This window comes from Ramlibacter alkalitolerans, from assembly GCF_016722765.1.
Taxonomy (GTDB): Bacteria; Pseudomonadota; Gammaproteobacteria; order Burkholderiales; family Burkholderiaceae_C; genus Ramlibacter; species Ramlibacter alkalitolerans.
In genome coordinates, this window is the sequence record NZ_JAEQND010000001.1 from 60,514 (window position 1) to 80,292 (window position 19,779).

A 19,779-nucleotide genomic window follows, 5' to 3' on the forward strand; every position below is an offset into this window, starting at 1 on the left:
TGTAGCCTTCGAGCTGCTGCGGCGTCGCCGCCGCGCAGCGGCTTCATGGGTGGGCGATGACCATCAGCGTCGGCGCCCGCTCGAACGCGCAGCGCAGGCAGCGCGCGAGCGTTTCCGGATCGAGGGCGGCGAAGCTTTCGTCCAGCACGGTGAGTTCGGCCTTCTGCAGCAGCGCGCGGGCCAGGAAGATGCGGCTGCGCTCCCCGTGCGAGAGTTGCCAGCCGGTCTCGCCGACGGTCTGCGCCAGGCCGGCGGGCATGCGTTCCAGCAGGTCGCCCAGCCCCAGCTCCTCGCACAGCGCGCGCGCTTCCTCCAGGTCCTCCTCGCTGGCCGGCCAGTTGCGTCCCATCAGCAGGTTGAAGGCCACCGTGCCGCTCAGGATGTGGTTCTCGTGGAACTGCGGCGCTTCCGCCGCCAGCCGGTGCCAGTTGCGCCCCAGGGTCTGGCGGTCCAGGCCATCGAGCAGCAGCGACCCGGAGGCCGGAACGCGCAGCCCGGTGAGCAGCGCCGCGAGCGTGGACTTGCCGCCGCCGGAAGAGCCCTCCAGCAGGATGCGTTCGCCGTGGCGGATCGACAGGTCGATGTCGCGCAGCACCGGCTTGGCGGCCTCCTGGTACTGGAAGCTCAGCTCGCGGGCGTCGACCAGGCAGCGCGGCGCGCCGTCTTCGTCGGTGCGCACGGAGGCCGGCAGGAAGGGCTCGCGCGCGGCGCCGTCACCGGCGGCGAAGAACCCCGCCACCTGCTTCCATGCGATGGCGGCCCGCCCCAGCGCCGTCACGCCGGCGGAGATCCCGGTCAAGGCACGGCCGGCCAGCAGCATGCCGCCCAGCGCCACCGCGATGCCGACCGAAGAGGCCGTGCCGGCGACGAAGGCGGGCGCGATGCCGGCCAGCGCCACCAGGATCCAGCCGCGCGGCATCACGCCGACGATGGGCAGCACCGCGCGGTCCATCTCCTGCGAGCTGCGCACGTAGTTCCCGAGCTCGTGGTCCTCCTCGTGGTCGCGGCGGGCGCGCTGTTCCTGCGCCAGGCGCGTGCGGTGGCCGACCATGCGCTCCACCAGCGCCTGCGTCATGCGCAGCCGCTCCAGCGTCCATGCGCGCATCGCCACCAGGTAGCGCCAGCCCAGGCCCAGGGTGATCGCGACCCACGCGAGCAGCAGCGCCACGTGCAGCCAGCCGCCGGCGCCGGCGGCGAGGATGGTGGCCGCGAACACGAGTTCGACCAGCGCCACCAGCACGCCGAAGCCGCCGTTGAGCGCCAGCGACTCGAGCGCCTGCGATTCGAGCACGCGACCGAGCAGTTCGCCGGCGCCCTGCCGCCGCAGCGTCTCGACGTCGCTGCGCAGCGCACCGGCGAGCAGCCGCGATTTCATGATGCGGCCGGCGTCGAGCGCGAAGCGGGCGTCGAGCCATCCGCCCAGCCACTGCAGCGGCACCAGCGAGACCACCAGCAGCGTCCAGGCCGCAAGCCAGCCGCCGTCCACGCGCCCGTGCAGGGTGCCCTGCCCGATCAGCGTCCAGGACAGCACCTCGAGTCCGTACAGGATGCCGAACACGGCGACGATCGGCACGATGCGCTGGCGCAGGCCTTCCTGCGCGAGCTGGTCCCAGAAGCCGCGCGCCGGCGACAGGCGCAGCATCCAGCACGAAGCGACCTGCCGGCTGGCCAGCCGGTCGCGCAGCATCGCCGTGCGGACGCTGGCCTGCCGCCCGGGCGGCACGGCCGCCGCCGCCAGCAGCTTGTCGATCTCCGCCGCGTACGGCGCCTCCAGCCGGTCGCACAGCGCGCGCCGCAGGCCGGCGATGGACTGGCGGTGCACGCGCAGGTCGGGACCGAGCAGGTGCGCCGTGTCGCCACGGGACTTCAGCAGCAGCAGGTAGCCGTCGCCCGCCGGGTCCTCCACGCGCACCAGCGCCGGCGCGGCGCCGGCCAGGACGCCTTCGATTTCCGGCGCCACGGCATCGAGCCCCTCGGCCTCCAGGCCCAGGCGGTGCGCCGCCCATTCGAGCCAGCGGCCCTGCTCCTGCTCGCCGTCGGCGGCCAGGGTCGCCGGGACCTGCGGGCTCTCGGCGGCGGCCACGCGCAGGCGGGCGCGCCGCGCCAGTTCCTCCAGCGCCTCGCCCAGCCGCGGCACGGGCCAGAGCAGCGCGCGCAGGTCGGCAGCGTCGTTCGATCCGCTCATGCCGCGCTGCCTTCGCCGGTGCGCAGCGCGCCGTCTTCCACCCGGATGCGCCGCCACGCGATGTCCTGCCAGACGCGCGAACGCACGTCCTCCTCGGCCAGCAGCATCTCGCGGTAACGCGATTCGCGCCGCGCGAGATCGGCCGGCGCGCCGTCTTCGACGATGCGGCCGCCTTCGACGACCAGCACGCGATCGAAGGACTGCGTCTCGCCGACATCGTGCGTCACGCACAGCAGCGTCGCGTCCTTCCACCAGGCCCGCGCCTCGACCAGCAGCTCGCTGCGCTGGCCGCGCGCGAGGCCGCGGAATGGTTCGTCGAGCAGCGCCAGCCGCACGCCTTGCTGCAGGAAGGCGCGCGCGAGCCGCACACGCTGGCCCTCGCCGCCGGACAGCAGCGCGCCGCCTTCACCGAGGCAGGTCTGCAGGCCCTGCGGCAGCTTCTGCAGCACCCCGCGCAGGCGGGCGGCGTCGAGCACGGGGCCGACCTGTTCGAGCGCCTTGCCTTCGGACGCATACAGCAGGTTGTCGAGGAAGGGCCGGTTCCACAGCTGGATGGCCGGATCGACCCAGGCGGTGGCCTGGCGCAGGTGCTCGATCTGCGCGGCGCCGGCCGGCTGGCCATCGAGCCGCAGGGTCCCGGTGGCCAGGCGGTGCCACCCGAGCAGCAGCCCCAGCAGGCTGGACTTGCCGGCGCCGGACGAGCCGACGATCGCGACGTGCTCGCCGGGGGCGATCGCCAGGTCGAGGTCTTCCAGGATGCCGTGGCCGGCCGCCAGCACGCTGCCGCCTTCGACGGCAACGGCGACGCCGGCCTGCGCAGCGTGCTGCGGCGTGGCGGCAGACTGCGGCGCCTCGGCGCCGGACTCCGAAGGTGCGTTGATCGGCTCCAGCAGCCGCACCAGCACGTTGCGCATCGCCGGGTATTGCTGCGCGAGGCCGGCGAGCGCGTGGCCGATGGCGGGCAGCTTGAGCGTCCAGTACACCAGCAGCAGGTCGGCGCCGCTCACGGTGGCCGAGCGGCCGAAGTGCGCGATCAGCAGCCAGGCGCCCAGGCCGACGCAGACCACCGACTGCACGCCCGCGGCGCCGAGCGAGGCGCCGATCTGCGCGCGCCCGGCCCGCACCCATTCCACCAGCAGGCCCTCGTGGCGGCGCCGCACGGCCGGTTCGGCCGCATGCGAGCGGATCGGCACCAGCCCGAGCAGCGCATCGAGGTAGAAGATGTGCAGCGCGCTGGCGTGATTGCGCACGCGCAGGTCGCTTTCATTGAGCACCGGCTGCAGCAGCAGCGGGATCACGAGTGCGGCAGCAGTGATGCCGAGCGCCAGCGGCACGCTGGCCGGGTCGATCAGCGCCACTCCGAGCAGCGTGAACGCCAGGTCGCAGATGCTTTGCTGCAGATGCAGCGCCCACCCGGGCAGCAGGCGCAGCAGCGGCAGGCTGTGGCTGCGCTCCGCCATGTCGGACACCGAACGGCTGTGGAAGTAGCGGTCGCTCAGGCGCGGCAGCTTTTCCAGCAGCGCGACGCGCATGCGGGCCTCCAGCTGCCGGCCCAGCCGCATGGTTTCGGCGGCGATGCCCAGCTCGATCAGCAGCAGCACGGCACCGAAGGCCAGCACCGCGCCGAAGGCCGCCAGCCGCTGGCTCGCCACGTTCAGCGCGCCGGCCACGTCGAACAGGCCGCGGAACATCAGCGCCTCGAGCAGCACGGCGCCGGCGGCGACGGCCATCGCAGCCACCAGCGCGAACAGGCCCAGGCGGCCCTGGCTGGCGAGCACCGAGCCCACGACGCGCATCGGGTGCACCGGCTTTTCGGTGAGCGCCGCCTTCAGTTCCGGGGACTTCAGCGCCTCGGCGCTCTCGGCCGCCTCGCCCGGCGTGCGGCCGCTCAGGCGCACCAGCACGGCGCCGCGGATCGTGAGCAGCAGCCGGCCGTCCTGGCCCAGGTGATGCGCGCGCGCCGCCCAGTAGCGCGGGGGAATGATGCGGAAGATGTCGCCGGTGCTGGCGTGCGTGTCGCGGAACAGGGACTCGACCACCTTCATCGCCTCGGAGCCGCGTCGCAGGCCCTCGGCCTCGATCACGGAGGCGATGAAGCGCACGCTGGCATCCAGCGCCGCCAGGCCGAACCAGAGCGCGTCGCCCAGCGCCTCCTCGACCAGCGCATCGGCCTGGCGCGGCGACGCCCCGACCCGCGCGAGCCGCTCGCGCAGCGGCAGCAGGAAATCGTCGGACGCCGCCCACTCGCGCCACTCCGGCGCCGGCACGTCGGTCTCGTGTTCGAACACCTCCTGGGCCAGGCGCGAGCAGCGCAGCCAGCGGCGGCCGACCGCCGGATCCATCACCTGCACCCAGCCGCCGATGCGCCGCCACACCACGACGAAGTGGGTCGCGCCGTCGGAGTGGTGGACCACCACCACGGCCGGCAGCGCCGAGGCCGAATCCAGGAACAGGTGGTCCAGCGGGATCATCACCTGTTCGGCGTTCACGCCCAGCTGGTTGGCGAGCGTCTCGAGGGTGTCGATGGAGGTGCCGTCGACGTCCGTCTGGCAGGCTTCGCGCAAGCGCCCGTAGCTGACCGGGATGCCAAAGCCTTCGACCACGCTCTTGAGCGAGGCCGGCCCGCAATCCATGGCGGAGATCTGCACGACCTCCGGGACGATCCAGCGCCGCCCCATGCTGGCAGCGGCGGCGCTCATTGCGCCGCCATCTCGCGCACCACGGCGGCGGGCGCGGGCATGTCGAAGTGGCCGGCGGCGCGCATCAGCAGTTGCGCGGGCGAGACCTGCTCGATGCCGACCTCGATCGAGCCGGGCAGGCCGTGCTGCAGCGGCAGCCGGGGCGCGTCCTGGGCGGCGGGTTCGAATTCGACCCGCACCAGGCCGTCGCGCACCTCGCCGGCGACGCGGACTACGCGCGCATCGATCATGCCGTACTGCGCCCACGGAAAGCCTTCGAGGCGCAGGCGCGCGGCCTGCCCGGGACGGATGCGTCCCAGCACCGCGGCGGGGGCGAACTCGCCGACGATGATCAGGCCGCCGTGCGGAACGACGGTGGCGAGCTTCTGGCCGGCGGCAACATAGGCGCCGGTGCGCAGCGCGGCGACGTCGGCGATCGTGCCGCCGACCGGGGCGCGGACCTGGTGCCGGTCGATTTCCTCGCGCAGCCGGGCGATCGTCGATTCGGCGGCCTGGGCGTCGCCCTCCATCGACAGGATCATGCGGCGCAGCGACTCCACCTGCGCCTCCTGCTGGAAGGCGCGGGCCTCGGCCTCGGTGCTCAGGCGCCGCTGTTCGGCGGCCAGGGCATCGCGGGCGGCGTCCAGCTTGAGGGTTTCCGACTGGGCGCGCACGGCCTCGATCTGCGCCACGCCGCCGATGGCGCTTTCCTCGCGCAGCCGGCGCTCGTTCTCGCGGGCGAAATCCACCGCCGCGGCGGCTTCGCGGGTGCGGGAGGAAGCGCCCTGCGCCGCTGCCTGCGCGGCCGCGTGTTCGCGGGCCGCGGCCTGTGCGAGCGCCGCCACTTCCTTGCGGAGGGAGTGGATGCGGGGCAGCAGCGTCTCCAGGCGCGACTGCTCCTCCTTCAGCTTGAGCTTGTCCGGCTGGGCGTCGAGTTCGATCAGCAGGTCGCCGGCGCGGACCTCCTGCCCCAGGACCAGCGCGTTGCTGGCGATGCGGCTCTGGACCAGGGCCGCCACCGGGTGCGCCGACTGCTGCACCTCCAGCCGCGCCTGGCGCGAGACCTCGTAGACGGTGACCTGCCCGAACAGGAACCAGGTCAGCCAGGCGGCCAGCAGCAACGCCGCCGCACCGAACCCCAGCAAGGCGCGCCGGCCGCGGTCGTGCGCCAGCGATCGTGTGGTACGGACGAAGCGGGTGGGCATGGCATTACCGATGCCTCAGCGCGTGCCGCTGCTGTGGCGGTTCGCCAGCAGGGCGGCTTCGACCCGGCTGCGGACCTGCAGCTTCTGCAGGATGTTGGTGACGTAGTGCTTGATCGTCTGCTCGGACAGGAAGATCTTTTCGCCGATCTGCCGGTTCGTGAAGCCGTTGCCGATCAGCGCCAGGATCTCGCGCTCGCGCGACGTCAGTTCCTGCAGCGGGTCGGGCGCCTTGCCCTGGGTGAGCGAGACCAGCATCTCGCCTGCGAGTGATTGGGACACGTAGACTTCTCCTGCCGCAGCTGCACGCACGACCCGTGCCAGCTCCTGGGCAGAGACGCCCTTGAGGACATACGCGCGCGCGCCGGCCTTGAAGGCGGCCAGCAGGCGGTCCTTGTCGTCGGACACCGTGAGCATCACGATCGCCGTGGCGGGACAGGCGATGCTGACCTTTTCCGCGGTGGTGATGCCGTTCCAGCCGGTCATGCTCACGTCCAGCAGCATCACCTGGGGCATCAGCGTGCGCGCCAGCTGCAGCGCCTGCTCGCCCGAGTCGGTCTCGCCGACGACCTGGAAATCCGGCTCCTGCTGCAGGGCGGAGACGACGCCCTGCCGGAACAGCGGGTGGTCGTCGACGACGACGATGGTGATACGGTCAGACATGCAATTCCTCCTCGTTGGTCTGCAGCGGCAGCGTGGCGCGCACCGTGGTGCCCTGGCCCGCCGCGGACTGGATGGTGAACGTCCCTCCGGCCACCTCCACCCGCTCGCGCATGCCGGCCAGGCCCAGGCGGCCGTGGCGGCGACTGTTGCCCGGCTGGAAGCCGGGGCCCTCGTCCTTGACCTCGATCACCAGCGTCTCGTCGTCGCCGGTCACCCGCACGCGGGCGTTCTTGCCCTGGGCGTGGCGGTACACGTTCGCCAGTGACTCCTGCAGCACGCGGCACAGGGTGATCTTCACGCGCATGGAGGCGGGCACGTCCCGCACGGTGCAATCGAGCTGCACCTTGGACGCGGTCTTCGTTTCGTAGTCGCGCACCGAGCGGGCGGCGAGCTCCGGCAGCGACAGGTGGCGGATGTCGGGCAGCTGCAGGTCGGCGGAGATGGCGCGCAGGTCCGTCAGCGCGGATTGCACCGCGACCCGCACCGGCTCGAGGTTGCCGGCCGCGCACTTGCCGTCCGCCGCGCTCGGGCAGGAGCCATCGACCGTCTTGAGCTGCATCAGCGCGAAGCCGAGGTCCTGGCCGGGACCGTCGTGCAGGTCGGCCGAGAGGCGCTGCAGGAAGTTCTCGTTCAGGGCGGTGGCGCGCTCCGCGGCGCGCTTGACGCGCTGGTGCAACAGCGAGTTCTGCGCGTTCAGCGCCGTGAGCTGCGCCACCTTCTCGCTCAGGTCGCGCTGCTGCCGCACGATGGTCTCGCTGCCGCGGCGCACCACGGCGAACAGGGCCAGGTAGATCGTGAGCATGGTCGCGGCGAAGGTCATCCAGCTCTGGCGCTGGGCGGCGCCGGCTTCGCGATCGACCTCCTCCGGGTGCTGGTAGAACTCCGCGGCGGCAATGATCTTGCCCTGGCGGTCGGCGCGGATCGGGGTGTAGGTCTCGATCACGCGCGGCAGCGGCTGCCCGTGCGTGCTGGTCTCGTTGCGCTCGGAGATCTCGGACGAGATCTCGCCGTGCAGGGCGGCGACGAGCCCGTCCTCGAGCTCGAAGCGCTTGCCGATCTGGTCCGGCTCGTTGCTGTAGACGACGGTGCCGTCCGGGCGCCAGATCTTCAGGCCCGCGATGCGCTTGCCCAGCGGCGTGTCTTTCAGCAGCCCGGTCAAGGCCTCGCGGTCGCTGTCAGGCAGGTCGTCGGAGCGCGCCAGGGCCTGGGCGTGCGGTGCGATGAAGCTGTCCACATACAGGGCGGTGACGCCGCCGACCCGGTGGACAACGCTGTCTTCCACCTGCTGGCCGATCCAGCGGCCGATGAACAGGGTCCCGGCCAGCAGGATGGGAAAGCTGAGGAGCATGAACTGCTGCGACAGCGACAACCGAAAAAAGAAGGTCTTCATTTCCGCAAGGCGCACGAACACTTTGACACAATCGTCTTCGGCTGAATGTAGCAGCCCGACCGTATTTCGCAAGGCACCAAGGTGCCGGGTCCGACGACCCTTGAGAGCCGTCAAATCGCGCATCTCTCCCGTAGTTGGGCATGGGTCGCGTCCCTACGATCCGCTTCATGTCGAACCTCCAACACGCAGCCACCGCCGAGAGCCTGCTCCCGGGCTCCTACCCCGCGGCCGCTGGCGTGTGCCCGTTCGCGCACCCTTCCTTGCAGACCGCTGAGCCCGAAGAAGGGCGTCCAGAGGAGCCAAAGGTGCGGATTGAACCTCACGACCAGCTGCTCCTCCCGCTCAACAAGCGGGTCGTGGTGCAGTATGCGGCAGGAGACGACGGCGCCCGCGAACTGCATCTGTATTGCGGCGCGAAAGAGGTCATCTTCGACGAGCCGGAGCTGTTCGGCTTCGGGGAAACCCTCGCCAAGCACGCGAGCTTCATCGCCGGCAGCGCCGTGCAATGGACCGTCGGCTACGACTGGCCGCAGGTGCGCGAGCTGCTCGAGCAGCTGGTGGGCGAAGGCGTGCTGGTGCACGGCGCCGAGGCCGCCGACGGCTTCTCCTCCGGCCCCGAAGGCAAGGACCAGCCCTCGCCCCTGCCGCCGGCGCCCAGCGACCGGCTGCGCACCTGGGACGAATTCGAGGAAATCACCCGCGAGATCGCCGGCCGGCCCCTGGAAGAAGGCTACCTGGAGCTGGTCGTCCCGGTGTTCCGGGTCGCGCACATCGCGCTCGACCAGGAAGGCCGGCAGGTCGGCGAGGCCAACGTGTTCCCGCGGCCGCTGCGGGTGGACGTGCCGACCCGCTGGCGCACCTGCATCTATCCCGGCAGCCGCTACCTGGACGACAAGCCGATGAACGTGAGCGCGCTCAAGGCGATGCGCGCCCACTGGAACCAGGCCATGGGCTGCCTGCTGCGCATCCGCCAGGCCTACCTCGATCGCTTCCCGGCGGCGCGCGCCGTCATGACGCTCGGCGACGTCGAGCGGCTGTCGACGCTGGTGCTGGCCGTCGCCACCTATCCGCTGGTGAAGAAGGAGGGGCGCGTCCCGAGCGGCGACCTGCACCCGGTGCTCTCGGCCCTGTTCCGCGTGACCGACGGCCTGCGCATGACCACGCACCAGATGCTGTTCCTGCCGGTGGTGGAGGCCACGCTGTCGCCCGACACGCCGGTCACGGCCGCCGAGATCCACGCGTACGCCGAGCGCAATTACTCCCTCCACTCCACGCAAGGCGTGTGCGCCGGCCCGACGGCGATGATCGACCAGTTCCTGCGGGTCCTCGTCGAAGGCGCCGAGGCGGAGCAGTTCGCCGGCGTGGCCTTCGCCGAGCCGGTGCAGCAGGCGCTCGACGACATGCGGCCTGCCTTCGACTACGGCCTGCTGGGGCTGCAGGCCTTCGCCACCGTGTTCTCGATGTGGCCGATCATGACGCGCACCTACGCCCGCATGGCGCAGCTGGTGGAGGCCTGGATCGGACCGCGCACGGAGATCCTGGAGAAGCTGGACGTCTACCTGCGCCAGAAGGCGGAGACGCTGCGCAACGAGACCTTCCACGCCACCGAGGAGTGGCGCGGCAACCGCGAGCGGGTGTATGCCGACATCTACGAGAAGTGCGCCGCGGGCCTCGGCGACCCGGTGCGCCAGTCGCTGCCCGGGCGCGTCTCGGGCCGCTTGTCGGAGCAGCATCGCGCGCCGGCGGAAGTCCTGCGCGGCATCCTGCAGCAGCGCTTCGGCACCGAAGAGGGCGGCGATCCCAGCAGCGTGGACTGGCTGGTCGACACGCTGATGCACTTCTTCGTGCGCACGCAGCAGACGCTCGCCCTGTGCACGGAGACGCAGCACCGCATCAACGCGCTGCTCGGGCGCGAACAGCCGAAGCGCCCCTTCAGCGCCACCGACGTCGACATCCACGTGCTGCTGCAGGCGGAGGAGGCACGGCGCCTGCCGCACCTGCTCGACGAACTCGAGCGCCTGCTCGGATTCCGCGTGACGATCACATCCGACACCCTGGAGGTGAGCAACGAAATCCTGGCCTGAGTCCCCGCAAGACCGGGCCAACAAAGAATTGCCGGCACGATCCGGCAATCACAAAGTGCCTCGAAGCACATTTTTCCTACCCCTCGACACCTGGAGCCAACCATGAAGATCAAGTCCAACCTCCGCGCCGGCAAGAAGAGCAGCAGCAGCATCAACAACACGGTGATCCAGATCGCCAGCTACATCAGCCGCTGCGTCGGCGCCTGAGCGCACCAGCGGGAACGCGTCTCCGTGGCGCGCGTCCCGCTGATGGAAGAAGACCCAAGAATCGCCGGCAGCCGCCGGTGAATACCAAGTGCCTCGATGCACGTGATCCCCTCGACTGGAGACAAACCATGAAGATCAAGTCCAACCTCCGCGCTGGCAAGAAAAGCAGCAGCAGCATCAACAACACGGTGATCCAGATCGCCAGCTACATCAGCCGCTGCGTCGGCGCCTGAACGCAGGCGCAACCTGCCTGCAAGGGCGGATGGCCGAAAGGCCGTCCGCCCTTTTTCATGGGCATGCCCTCGAGGGTGCCCACGACACCAGCCACGAGCCGATGCCTCGCGGCTGGTCCTGTCACCCGCAAGCCGGGGGTCCCGGGCGGCCACACCCAGCGCCCGCGGCAACTTGTCGCCGCCCTGGCGGAAGGCCGTCAGATTCGGCCCCAACGAGGCGGGCCCGGGACTTGCGTTTGAGTTGGGGCCCGCGCGGCGCCCCTGGCCGGCGGGAGAAGATCCAAATCCAATCCACCCTCGACAGGAGTTACACCATGAAGATCAAGTCCAGCCTCCGCGCCGGCAAGAAAGGCAGCAGCATCAACAACACCGTGGTGCAGATCGCCAGCTACATCAGCCGCTGCGTCGGGGCCTGACCCCGGCCAGCTTTCCGTGGGGGCGGAGGGCACACTGCATCCGCCCCCAGGTTCATCTGGATGACGCTTCCTCCATGCGCCTAGCCCGCCGCTCCCCCGCCGCCCTCCGCCTGGCCGCGGTGCCGCTCGTGATGGCCCTGGCCGCCTGTGCCTCGGCGCCGCTCGAGGCGCCCGCCCCGCTCGACGTCCCCGCTGCCTTCCGCCACGCCAGTCCCGACGTGGTGACAGCGCCGGCCGCGGGCGCGCAGTGGTGGCAGGTCTTCCGCGATCCCGTTCTGGACCGGCTCGAAGCCCAGGCCGTGAGCGGCAATACCAGCCTGCAGACCGCGGCGGCGCGCCTCTCTCGCGCGCGCGCCTTGGTGCGCACCGCGCAGGCCGAGCGCGCCCCGCAGCTCGGCGTGCGGACCGGCTTCGATCGCCAGGGCGGCCCGATCATCAATGCCGCCGGCGGCCAGGGCACGCTGGTCACCGCGCTGGTCGATTTCTCCTGGGAAGCCGACCTGTTCGGCCGGCTGCAGCAGGGCGTCGACGCGGCAAGCCTCGATGCAAAGGCGCAGGAGGCCCTGCTGCGCGACGCGCACCTGCTGGTGCAGGCCAACGTGGCCCAGACCTATTTCGAACTGCGCGCGCTCGACGCCGAGCGGGCCCTGGTGGACGCCGCGGCCAACGCCTGGCGCGAGACGGTGACGATCACCGGCCAGCGGCTGCGGACCGGCTCCGTGGCCGAACTGGAATACGTGCGCGCGCAGGCCGAACTGGCGGCGATCGAATCCGACGCCCAGGCGCTGCAGCGCCGGCGCGCCGGGCTCGAACACGCGCTGGCGCTGCTGGCAGGCCTGCCCGCCCCGAGTTTCGAGCTGCCGCCGCAGGACCTGGGCGCGGCGCTGCCCTCCATCCCCCCCGGCGTGCCGGCCGCCGTGCTGACGCGCCGGCCGGACATCCTGGCCGCCCAGCGCGCGGTGCAGGCGGCACAGACCCGCCTGGGCGTGGCGCGCACGGCGTGGTTCCCCAGCCTGACGCTCACGGGGTCCGGCGGCTCCGCGTCGCCCGACCTCGGCCACTTGCTGCAGGCTTCCACCCAGGCCTGGAGCCTGGCGGCCATGCTCGGTGGCGTCCTGTTCGATGGCGGCCGGCGCGAAGCCGGCATCCAGCTCGCCGATGCCGACCTGGAGGCCGCCGCCGCCGGCTACCGCGAGCAGATCCTGACCGCGCTGCGGGAAGTGGAAGACCAGCTGGCCTCCGTGCAGCTGCTGGCCGTGCAGTCGCGCACCGCCTCCACCGCGGTCGACCTCGGCCGCCGGGCGACGGTGCTGGCGGAGTCGCGCTATCGCAGCGGGCTGGCCAGCCAGCTCGACGTGCTGGATGCCCGCCGCACCGAGTTGCGCAACCAGCGCGAGGCCTTGCAGGTCCGCTCGGCCCAGTACCAGGCGACCGTGCGCCTGATCCGCGCGCTCGGCGGCGGCTGGGAAGTCGCCGGCAATTCCTGACGACTTGGCATCATACGAACCAAAGTGGCACAAGTCATGCTCTGCATTTCGAATCGCGCCATGCAGTCCAAGGAATGATGTGTCTCGCGGATCCGTCCTGATCGTGGAAGACGAGCACCTGCTGGGGGACAACCTGCAGGAGTTCCTGCGCCGCCGGGGCTGGCAGGCGCTGCTCGCCCGCAGCGGCGAGGATGCCCTGCAGGCGGTGGCGAGCAGCAAGCCCTGTGTGATCCTGATGGATTACGAGCTTCCCGGCATGGACGGCTTCCAGACGCTGGGCGCCATCCGGGCGCGGCACGACTGCTGCGGCTGCATTCTGATGACGGCTCACACCGGCGAGATCGTCGTGCGGCAGGCCCGCGAGCACCGGATCCGGCAGGTCCTGTACAAGCCCTTTGCCCTGTCCGAGATGGAACAGTGGCTGATCGCCGAAGCGGCCCACTGCAACTGCGGCACGCACGAGACCTGAGAAGCCGCCCCGCTCCACCCCGGATCGGGGACTTCCCCCCGATTCCCCGGCAATTCCTCACTTCGGCCCCAGAGGCCCGAAGCAGCGTCACGTCGCGCCGAGGATGAGCTTTGGGCGCCGCGCGCCTGAATTCGGGGCATTTTCCCCACCTCCGGGGTTCCCCCACCCCCACGGCACCTTGGTCTGAACCCGGTTGCCCCGATCGGGGTACTTTGCCCGACGGTTGTGTTCATCTGTTTCTTGATGTATCAAAGCTGGCACACTTGATGCGATTGAGTTGATGCAGGAGACCAGGACGTTGCACAGCAACGATCGAAGAAAACTCACCTTCAGGAGCGCATCAATGAAAGCAAGCAGCGGGAAAGAGCGGCGCCAAGCCGCCGCCAGCAAACCGGGGTTCGTTCTGACGGCCGTCTGTGCCGCCGCGATCGGCACCTTCAGCCTCAACACCAGCATGGCCACGGGCCTGGATTCCTTCGAGGACCCGCCGATGACCGATCCGTCGCACGGCTATGAGCAGCCGGCGAACCCCATCCAGGCCCTGCAGGACCTGCTCAGCCAGCCGGAAGCCAACGAGGGCTCCATGGAGCTGGGCGGCGGCGAGTACCTGCACAAGACGGAGCTGGCGGACGAGAACGTGATCCAGCGCGACGCGCTGAGCTCGTACAACTACCCCACCGACGGCTACCCCAGCCCGATGTTCGGCGCCCAGCCGTTCACGCAGAAGCTGCTGATGTTCGAAGAGTTCGGGCCCGAGAAGCTGGATCCGAACGTGGAAGCCGGCACCCTGCCCTTCCCCCGCCCGAAGGCCGGCGCGGGCCCGGAGCTGGACGCCGACGTCGCGCGCAGCACGGCGGACCCGCTCGAGCTCGACGCCTTCCTGCGCCAGGCCGGCATCTCCCCGTTCCCGACCCGCGAGGCGAACACGGGCCTGCAGAACCCCTGGAAGCCGGACATCGAGCAGTTCCTCGGCCGCTTCCTGGTCAACCCGCCGGCCGAAGGCCGTCCGCCAGGGGAAGGCTGGGCCCACCAGCGCTGGAACGAGTTCTACCCCCAGGCCTACTACAAGACGGTGCAGGCGCCCTCGCGCGTCAACACCGGCCTGCGCGACCACAAGCAGATGCACAACTACCAGGTCGGCGAGTTCGGCCCGGGTGGCCTGTACTACAACACCGCGGACAACAGCAACCCGGCGTTCAACGGCACGACCCGGGGGATCGCGATCAAGATCCACCCGAACATGCCGACGCAGGAAAAGCACTCCCTGTGGACCTTCGACGGCACCCTGCCCCCGAAGCTGCTGATGGCGCGCTACGGCCAGCCGCTGCTGATGCGCCATTACAACGCGCTGCCGATCGACCCCTCCGCCAACCGCGGCTTCGGTCTGCACACGATCACGACCCACGAGCACAACGGCCACTCGCCGGCTGAAAGCGACGGCTTCGCCAACGCCTTCTTCTTCCCCGGCCAGTTCTACGACTACCGCTGGCCCCTGCAGCTCGCCGGCTACGACTCCATCAACACGACGGCGTCGGATCCGCGTGCGTCCTTCCCCTGCGCCGACGGCGAGACGCTGTGGGTCAACGACAGCAACCCCGGGGTGAAGACCTGCCAGAACGGCAAGATCAACATCCGCGGCGACTGGCGCGAGACCATGTCCACGCACTGGTTCCACGACCACATGCTCGACTTCACGGCCCAGAACGTCTACAAGGGCAACGCCGTGATGATGAACTACTACTCCGGCCTGGACCGGGGTAACGAGGCCATCGACGACGGGGTGAACCTGCGCCTGCCGTCCGGGCAGAACATGCCCTGGGGCAACCGCGACTACGACGTGAACCTGGTGATCGGCGACAAGGCCTGGGACCGCAACGGCCAGCTGTGGTTCAACCCCTTCAACAAGGACGGCTTCATCGGCGACCGCCTGCTGGTGAACTGGCAGTACGCCCCGGTGCTGGACGTGCGGGCCCGCAAGTACCGCTTCCGGATCCTGAACGGCTCGGTCTCCCGCTACCTGGCGCTCTCCCTCGTGGCGGAAGTCCAGGGCAGCTCCGGCGAGTACAAGGGCCCGGCCGGCTCCGGGAAGTCGTACAACCGCGTGCCCTTCCACATGGTCGCCAACGACGGCAACATCCTGGAGCACGCCGTTCCGTTCGACGGCACCATGGACCTGGATGCCAACGGCAACAAGGACGAGCACAAGGGTTCGCTGCCGACCCAGGCGATCGCGGAGCGCTACGACATCGTCGTGGACTTCTCCAAGTTCGCTGCCGGCACCAAGCTGTACTTCATCAACACGATGCACCACGACACCGGGATCATCGCGAAGAAGAAGATCCCGCTGGCCGACATCCTGTCGGAGAAGTACAAGCCGGTCCTGAAGGACGGCGGCCGCGAATGGGACAAGGGTGACCCGACGGTCGGCAAGTCCATGCAGCTGGTGGTGAAGGCCTACACCGGCACCGACCTGAGCATGAACCCGGCCGAGTACGAGCCCGCCAAGCCCGGCAAGGCCGCCGGCAAGAAGATGATCCCGCTCTGGCTGGATCGCAGCAACGGGTCGCAGATGGCCGCGCTGCAGAACGCCCGCTACCGCACCTTCGACTTCGGTCGCTCGAGCGGCACGGACGTGAACCCCTGGACGGTCAAGGCCGACGGCGGCGTGTCGTACACCGCGGATCCGCGCCGCATCAGCGCCGCCCCGCAGCTGGCGAGCGGCCCGACCGACGCCGGCGCCTCCGGCGACGGCACCACGGAAGTCTGGCGGATCACCTCCGGCGGCGGCTGGAGCCACCCGGTGCACGTGCACTTCGAGGAAGGGATCATCCTGGACCGCAACGGCAAGGCGCCGCCGGAATGGGAAAAGTGGTCGCGCAAGGACGTCTACCGCATCGGGGGCGACCCGGAAAGCGGCGGTTCCCTGACCCTGGCCATCAAGTTCCGCGAATTCGCCGGCACCTACGTGGAGCACTGCCACAACACGCAGCACGAGGACAACGCGATGCTGCTGCGCTGGGACATCGAGCGGCCCGGCCAGTTCATGGTCATGCCCACGCCGCTGCCGACGTGGGACGGTGTGGAGTACGCGCCTTCGGTCGGCATCCCGACCTTCCGCACGGGCCTCGGCAGCCTGGGCAGTCAATGAGCCGGGGGCATGAGTAGGTAGGCAGGCGGGTGGAGGCGGTCCGGCGCCCCCACCCGCCTTTCAGGTTGGAGCGGTTCTTGCAGTAGCTCTTGGCAGTACCCCGGTTCACAACGAAAGAGAGGAAAGACTCCATGATTCCCGTCACGCTTCGCGACCTTCTCCGAACGGTCACCTTCCTCCTGGTGCTCACCGGCATCTGGTGGACCGCTCCCGGCCATGCCGCCAACGGCTCGCAGGCGAGCCCCTGGGGTGCCAACTACTTCCCCAACGTGCCGCTCGTCACCCAGGACCACAAGACGGTCCGTTTCTTCGACGACTTGATCAAGGGCAAGGTCGTCGTCATCAACTTCATCTTTACTGGGTGCTCCGCCGCCTGCGGCATGGAGACCGCCCGCCTGCGCCAGGTCCAGGACCTGCTCGGGGACCGGGTCGGCAAGGACGTGTTCTTCTATTCGATCTCGATCGACCCTGAAAACGACACGCCCGAGGCCCTGAAGGCCTACATGGCGAAGTTCAACGTGGCGCCGGGCTGGACTTTCCTCACGGGCAAGCAGAAGGACATCGACCTGCTGCGCGCCCGCCTCGGGCTCTACATGCCCCCGATCAACAAGGACAACCCCGGCGTGATCGACCACGACCTCGCGGTGATCGTCGGCAACCAGCTCACCGGGCGCTGGCAGAAGGCCTCTCCCATGGAAAACCCGGAGGTGCTCGCCACCCAGGTGGGGAGCTGGCTTTCCAACTGGAAGGTGCCGCCGAAAGTTGCGAACCCGAAGTATGAAAATGCACCGGTCAGGCTCCCGACGTTGTCAAAAGGGGAGGAACTGTTTCGTACACGCTGCGTCACATGCCATACCGTTGGCCAGCCGGGCACGGAAACTGCAAAATCCATTGGTCCGGACCTCACGCACGTCACCCGGGTCCGCCAGCGTGGCTGGCTGGTCCGCTGGCTGAAGGAACCGGACGCCGTCCTGGCAGCCAAGGACCCGATCGCCGTCAGCCTGTACGAGAAGTACAACAAGCTGGCGATGCCGAACCTGAAGCTGTCCGAAGCGGATGTCGAGGCAGTGCTGTCGTTCCTGGAACAAGGCAGCGCGGCCTTCCAGGCGAAGAAGTAAAGAACGCGAGGAGTCGAAAATCGGTACCCCACTGCTCCACGCGCTGCCCGAGACAGGCGGCGTGGCGCCCGGCCTGCTGAAGGCCGCGCGCGAGCGTGCCGCCGCCTCCGGGCGCCGGGTGATCGCCGAACTCGAGGACGTGATGGGGCTCGACCCCGCCGCCTTCCTCCAGGCGGTGGCGACCACGCTTCACTACCCCTGGCTCCCGAGCGCCCTGCTGTTCGCGAGCACGCCCGACTTCAGCACCATCCCGCTGACCAAGGCGCTGCAGCGCGAATGCACGGTGGTCCACCTGGCCACGGGCGAGACGGTCGGCGTCTTCGCCGATCCGTTCGACAGCGCGCTGGTGGCGTGGCTCGACGCCCGCCTCGGCGGCGCACCGCTGTACCTGGCGCATCCCGAGGACCTGGCCGCCCTGCTGGCGCGGCACGAGGAAACCTTCCGCGCCGTGCAGAGCGTCCATACCGGCAGCGATGTCGAGGCGCGGGCCGGCGAGGCGGTGGAAGACCTCTCGCTGGTGCGCATCGACGAGGACGCCAGCGTCGTCATCAAGCTGGTGAACTCCACGCTGTACGACGCGCTCAAGGCGCACGCGAGCGACATCCACCTGGAAAGCACCGACGTCGGCCTGGCGATCAAGTACCGCGTCGACGGCGTGCTCACCTCGATCAGCCGCGTCCAGGGCGTCGAGATGGCCGAACAGGTCGTCTCGCGCATCAAGGTGATGGCCGAACTCGACATCGCCGAACGCCGCGTGCCGCAGGACGGCCGCTTCAAGGTCGGCATCCAGGGCCGCCCGGTGGACTTCCGCGTCTCGATCATGCCCAGCGTGTTCGGCGAGGACGCCGTGCTGCGGATCCTGGACAAGAAGGACCTGGCGGATTCCGCCCAGGGCGTGCGCCTGTCCTCCCTCGGCTTCGAGGAGCAGGACATCAAGGTGATGCGCAAGCTGGCCAAGGAGCCCTACGGCATGGTGCTGGTGACCGGCCCCACCGGCTCCGGCAAGACGACCACCCTGTACGCCATGATCTCCGAGATCAACAACGGCCAGGACAAGATCGTCACCATCGAGGACCCGGTCGAATACCAGCTGCCCGGCGTGCTGCAGATCCCGGTCAACGAGAAGAAGGGCCTGACCTTCGCCCGCGGCCTGCGTTCGATCCTGCGCCACGACCCCGACAAGATCATGGTGGGCGAGATCCGCGATGCCGAGACGGCGCAGATCGCGGTGCAGTCGGCCCTCACCGGCCACCTGGTGTTCACCACCATCCACGCCAACAACGTGTTCGACGTCATCGGTCGCCTGAACCAGATGAACGTGGACACGTACAGCGTGGTTTCCGCCCTCAACGGCATCTTCGCGCAGCGCCTGCTGCGCCAGGTCTGCTCGAGCTGCGCCGCGCCGGTCAAGCCGGGCATCGCCGAACTCGTGGAGTCGGGGCTCGATCCCGAAGCCGTCAAGGACTATCACTTCGTCGTGGGCAAGGGCTGCGGCCGTTGCCGCGGCACCGGTTACCGGGGCCGCACCGCCATCGCCGAGATCCTGTTGTTCGATGACGAGCTGCGCCAGCTGATCATCGACCGGCAGCCGATCGCGCGCATCAAGGAGGCGGCCCGCAAGCGGGGCCTGCGCTTCCTGCGCGAATCGGCGGTGGCGCAGGTGGCCCTGGGCCGCACGACCCTGCAGGAGATCAATCGTGTCACGTTTGTTGCGTGAGCGCTTCACCGCGGTGGTGGGGCCCGACCGCGTGGTGCTGGCGCGGCGCGCCGGCTGGCGCGGTGCGCCCCAGCTGCATTCGCAGGCCGAGTGCGAGGCACCGACCGCGAAGGTTGCCATCGCGGCGCTCGCCGGGCTGCTCGCGCGCCCGGAAGTCGGTCGCGGCGATCTCACCATCGTGCTGTCCAACCACTTCGTGCAGTACGTGCTGCTGCCGTGGCGCGCGGAAGTCGGCCGTCCCTCCGAGCAGGCGGCCTATGCGGGCATCCTGTTCGACGAGACCTTCGGCAGCGACTCGGGCGGCCGCGAGATCCTGATCGGGCGCGAGCGCTCGGGCAGTGCGCGCATCGCCGCCGGCGTCGAATCGACGCTGCTGCACGGCCTGCGCAACGCGGTGGCCGCGTCCCGGCTGAAGCTCGTCTCGGTGCAGCCCTACCTGTCCGCCGCGTTCGACCGCGTGCGCGGCAGCGTCGGCTCGCGCGATTTCATGTTCGTGCTGGCGGAGCCGGCGCGCAGCTGCGTGCTGGTCGCCAGCGGCGGCCGCTGGCGCAGCCTGCGCAGCACCGCCAGCGGCGCCCGGCCGCACGAGCTCGCCCACCTGATCGAGCGCGAGGCGCAGCTCGCCGGCCTGGCGGACGAGGGCATGCCGCCCGTGTTCGTGCACGCGCCGGGCAACGATGCCCTGAAGGTGCCGCCCTGCCAGGGCGTGACGCCGCGCACCATCGGTCTGTCGCAGCGCGCCGACGATCCCTTTCTTGCCATGGCCCTCACGGTGAACTGAA

12 protein-coding genes are annotated in these 19,779 nt (G+C 69.9%); 7 read left to right on the top strand and 5 right to left on the bottom strand.

Going from position 1 to position 19,779, the window contains the following annotated elements; translation table 11 throughout:
• Nucleotides 1-43: 43 nt before the first annotated feature.
• The 5 genes from JI746_RS00295 to JI746_RS00315 are packed head-to-tail and all read right to left on the bottom strand — an operon-like array spanning nucleotide 44 to nucleotide 8,118.
• Complete coding sequence (locus tag JI746_RS00295) at nucleotides 44-2,185, bottom strand: ATP-binding cassette domain-containing protein (RefSeq protein WP_201686785.1); 2,142 nt, start codon at nucleotides 2,183-2,185, stop codon at nucleotides 44-46.
• Nucleotides 2,182-4,884: an ATP-binding cassette domain-containing protein gene (locus JI746_RS00300; protein WP_201686786.1), complete on the bottom strand. Its 2,703-nt coding sequence runs from the start codon at nucleotides 4,882-4,884 to the stop codon at nucleotides 2,182-2,184. Before JI746_RS00300 ends, JI746_RS00295 begins: the two co-directional genes overlap by 4 nt.
• On the bottom strand, nucleotides 4,881-6,068 hold the full coding sequence (locus tag JI746_RS00305; protein WP_201686787.1) for an HlyD family secretion protein: 1,188 nt from the start codon (nucleotides 6,066-6,068) through the stop codon (nucleotides 4,881-4,883). The genes JI746_RS00300 and JI746_RS00305 overlap by 4 nt, the downstream gene beginning before the upstream one ends.
• Before the next feature lie 15 nt (nucleotides 6,069-6,083).
• On the bottom strand, nucleotides 6,084-6,728 hold the full coding sequence (locus JI746_RS00310) for a response regulator (protein WP_201686788.1): 645 nt from the start codon (nucleotides 6,726-6,728) through the stop codon (nucleotides 6,084-6,086).
• Entirely contained in the window at nucleotides 6,721-8,118 is a 1,398-nt protein-coding gene (locus JI746_RS00315; protein ID WP_201686789.1) for a sensor histidine kinase, read from the bottom strand. The genes JI746_RS00310 and JI746_RS00315 overlap by 8 nt, the downstream gene beginning before the upstream one ends.
• A gap of 305 nt (nucleotides 8,119-8,423) precedes the next feature.
• On the opposite strand from JI746_RS00315, the gene JI746_RS00320 reads away from it, so the two are divergent.
• From JI746_RS00320 to JI746_RS00350, 7 genes are all read left to right on the top strand, one after another.
• A complete protein-coding gene (locus tag JI746_RS00320; RefSeq protein WP_201686790.1) occupies nucleotides 8,424-10,202 on the top strand; it encodes a hypothetical protein in 1,779 nt (592 codons plus the stop codon).
• A 930-nt stretch (nucleotides 10,203-11,132) separates the two neighbouring features.
• The gene (locus JI746_RS00325; RefSeq protein WP_201686791.1) at nucleotides 11,133-12,545 is read left to right on the top strand and encodes an efflux transporter outer membrane subunit; all 1,413 of its coding nucleotides are present in this window, start codon (nucleotides 11,133-11,135) and stop codon (nucleotides 12,543-12,545) included.
• 79 nt (nucleotides 12,546-12,624) lie between these two features.
• Entirely contained in the window at nucleotides 12,625-13,014 is a 390-nt protein-coding gene (locus tag JI746_RS00330; RefSeq protein ID WP_201686792.1) for a response regulator, read from the top strand.
• 343 nt (nucleotides 13,015-13,357) lie between these two features.
• Nucleotides 13,358-16,162 (top strand): multicopper oxidase domain-containing protein, encoded by a 2,805-nt coding sequence (locus JI746_RS00335; RefSeq protein WP_201686793.1) that lies wholly within the window; start codon nucleotides 13,358-13,360, stop codon nucleotides 16,160-16,162.
• A 182-nt stretch (nucleotides 16,163-16,344) separates the two neighbouring features.
• The gene (locus JI746_RS00340; protein ID WP_201686794.1) at nucleotides 16,345-17,280 is read left to right on the top strand and encodes an SCO family protein; all 936 of its coding nucleotides are present in this window, start codon (nucleotides 16,345-16,347) and stop codon (nucleotides 17,278-17,280) included.
• Nucleotides 17,281-17,341: 61 nt separating this feature from the next.
• Nucleotides 17,342-18,997: a GspE/PulE family protein gene (locus JI746_RS00345; protein WP_408004068.1), complete on the top strand. Its 1,656-nt coding sequence runs from the start codon at nucleotides 17,342-17,344 to the stop codon at nucleotides 18,995-18,997.
• The gene (locus tag JI746_RS00350; RefSeq protein ID WP_201686796.1) at nucleotides 18,978-19,778 is read left to right on the top strand and encodes a hypothetical protein; all 801 of its coding nucleotides are present in this window, start codon (nucleotides 18,978-18,980) and stop codon (nucleotides 19,776-19,778) included. Before JI746_RS00345 ends, JI746_RS00350 begins: the two co-directional genes overlap by 20 nt.
• Nucleotide 19,779: the final 1 nt, after the last annotated feature.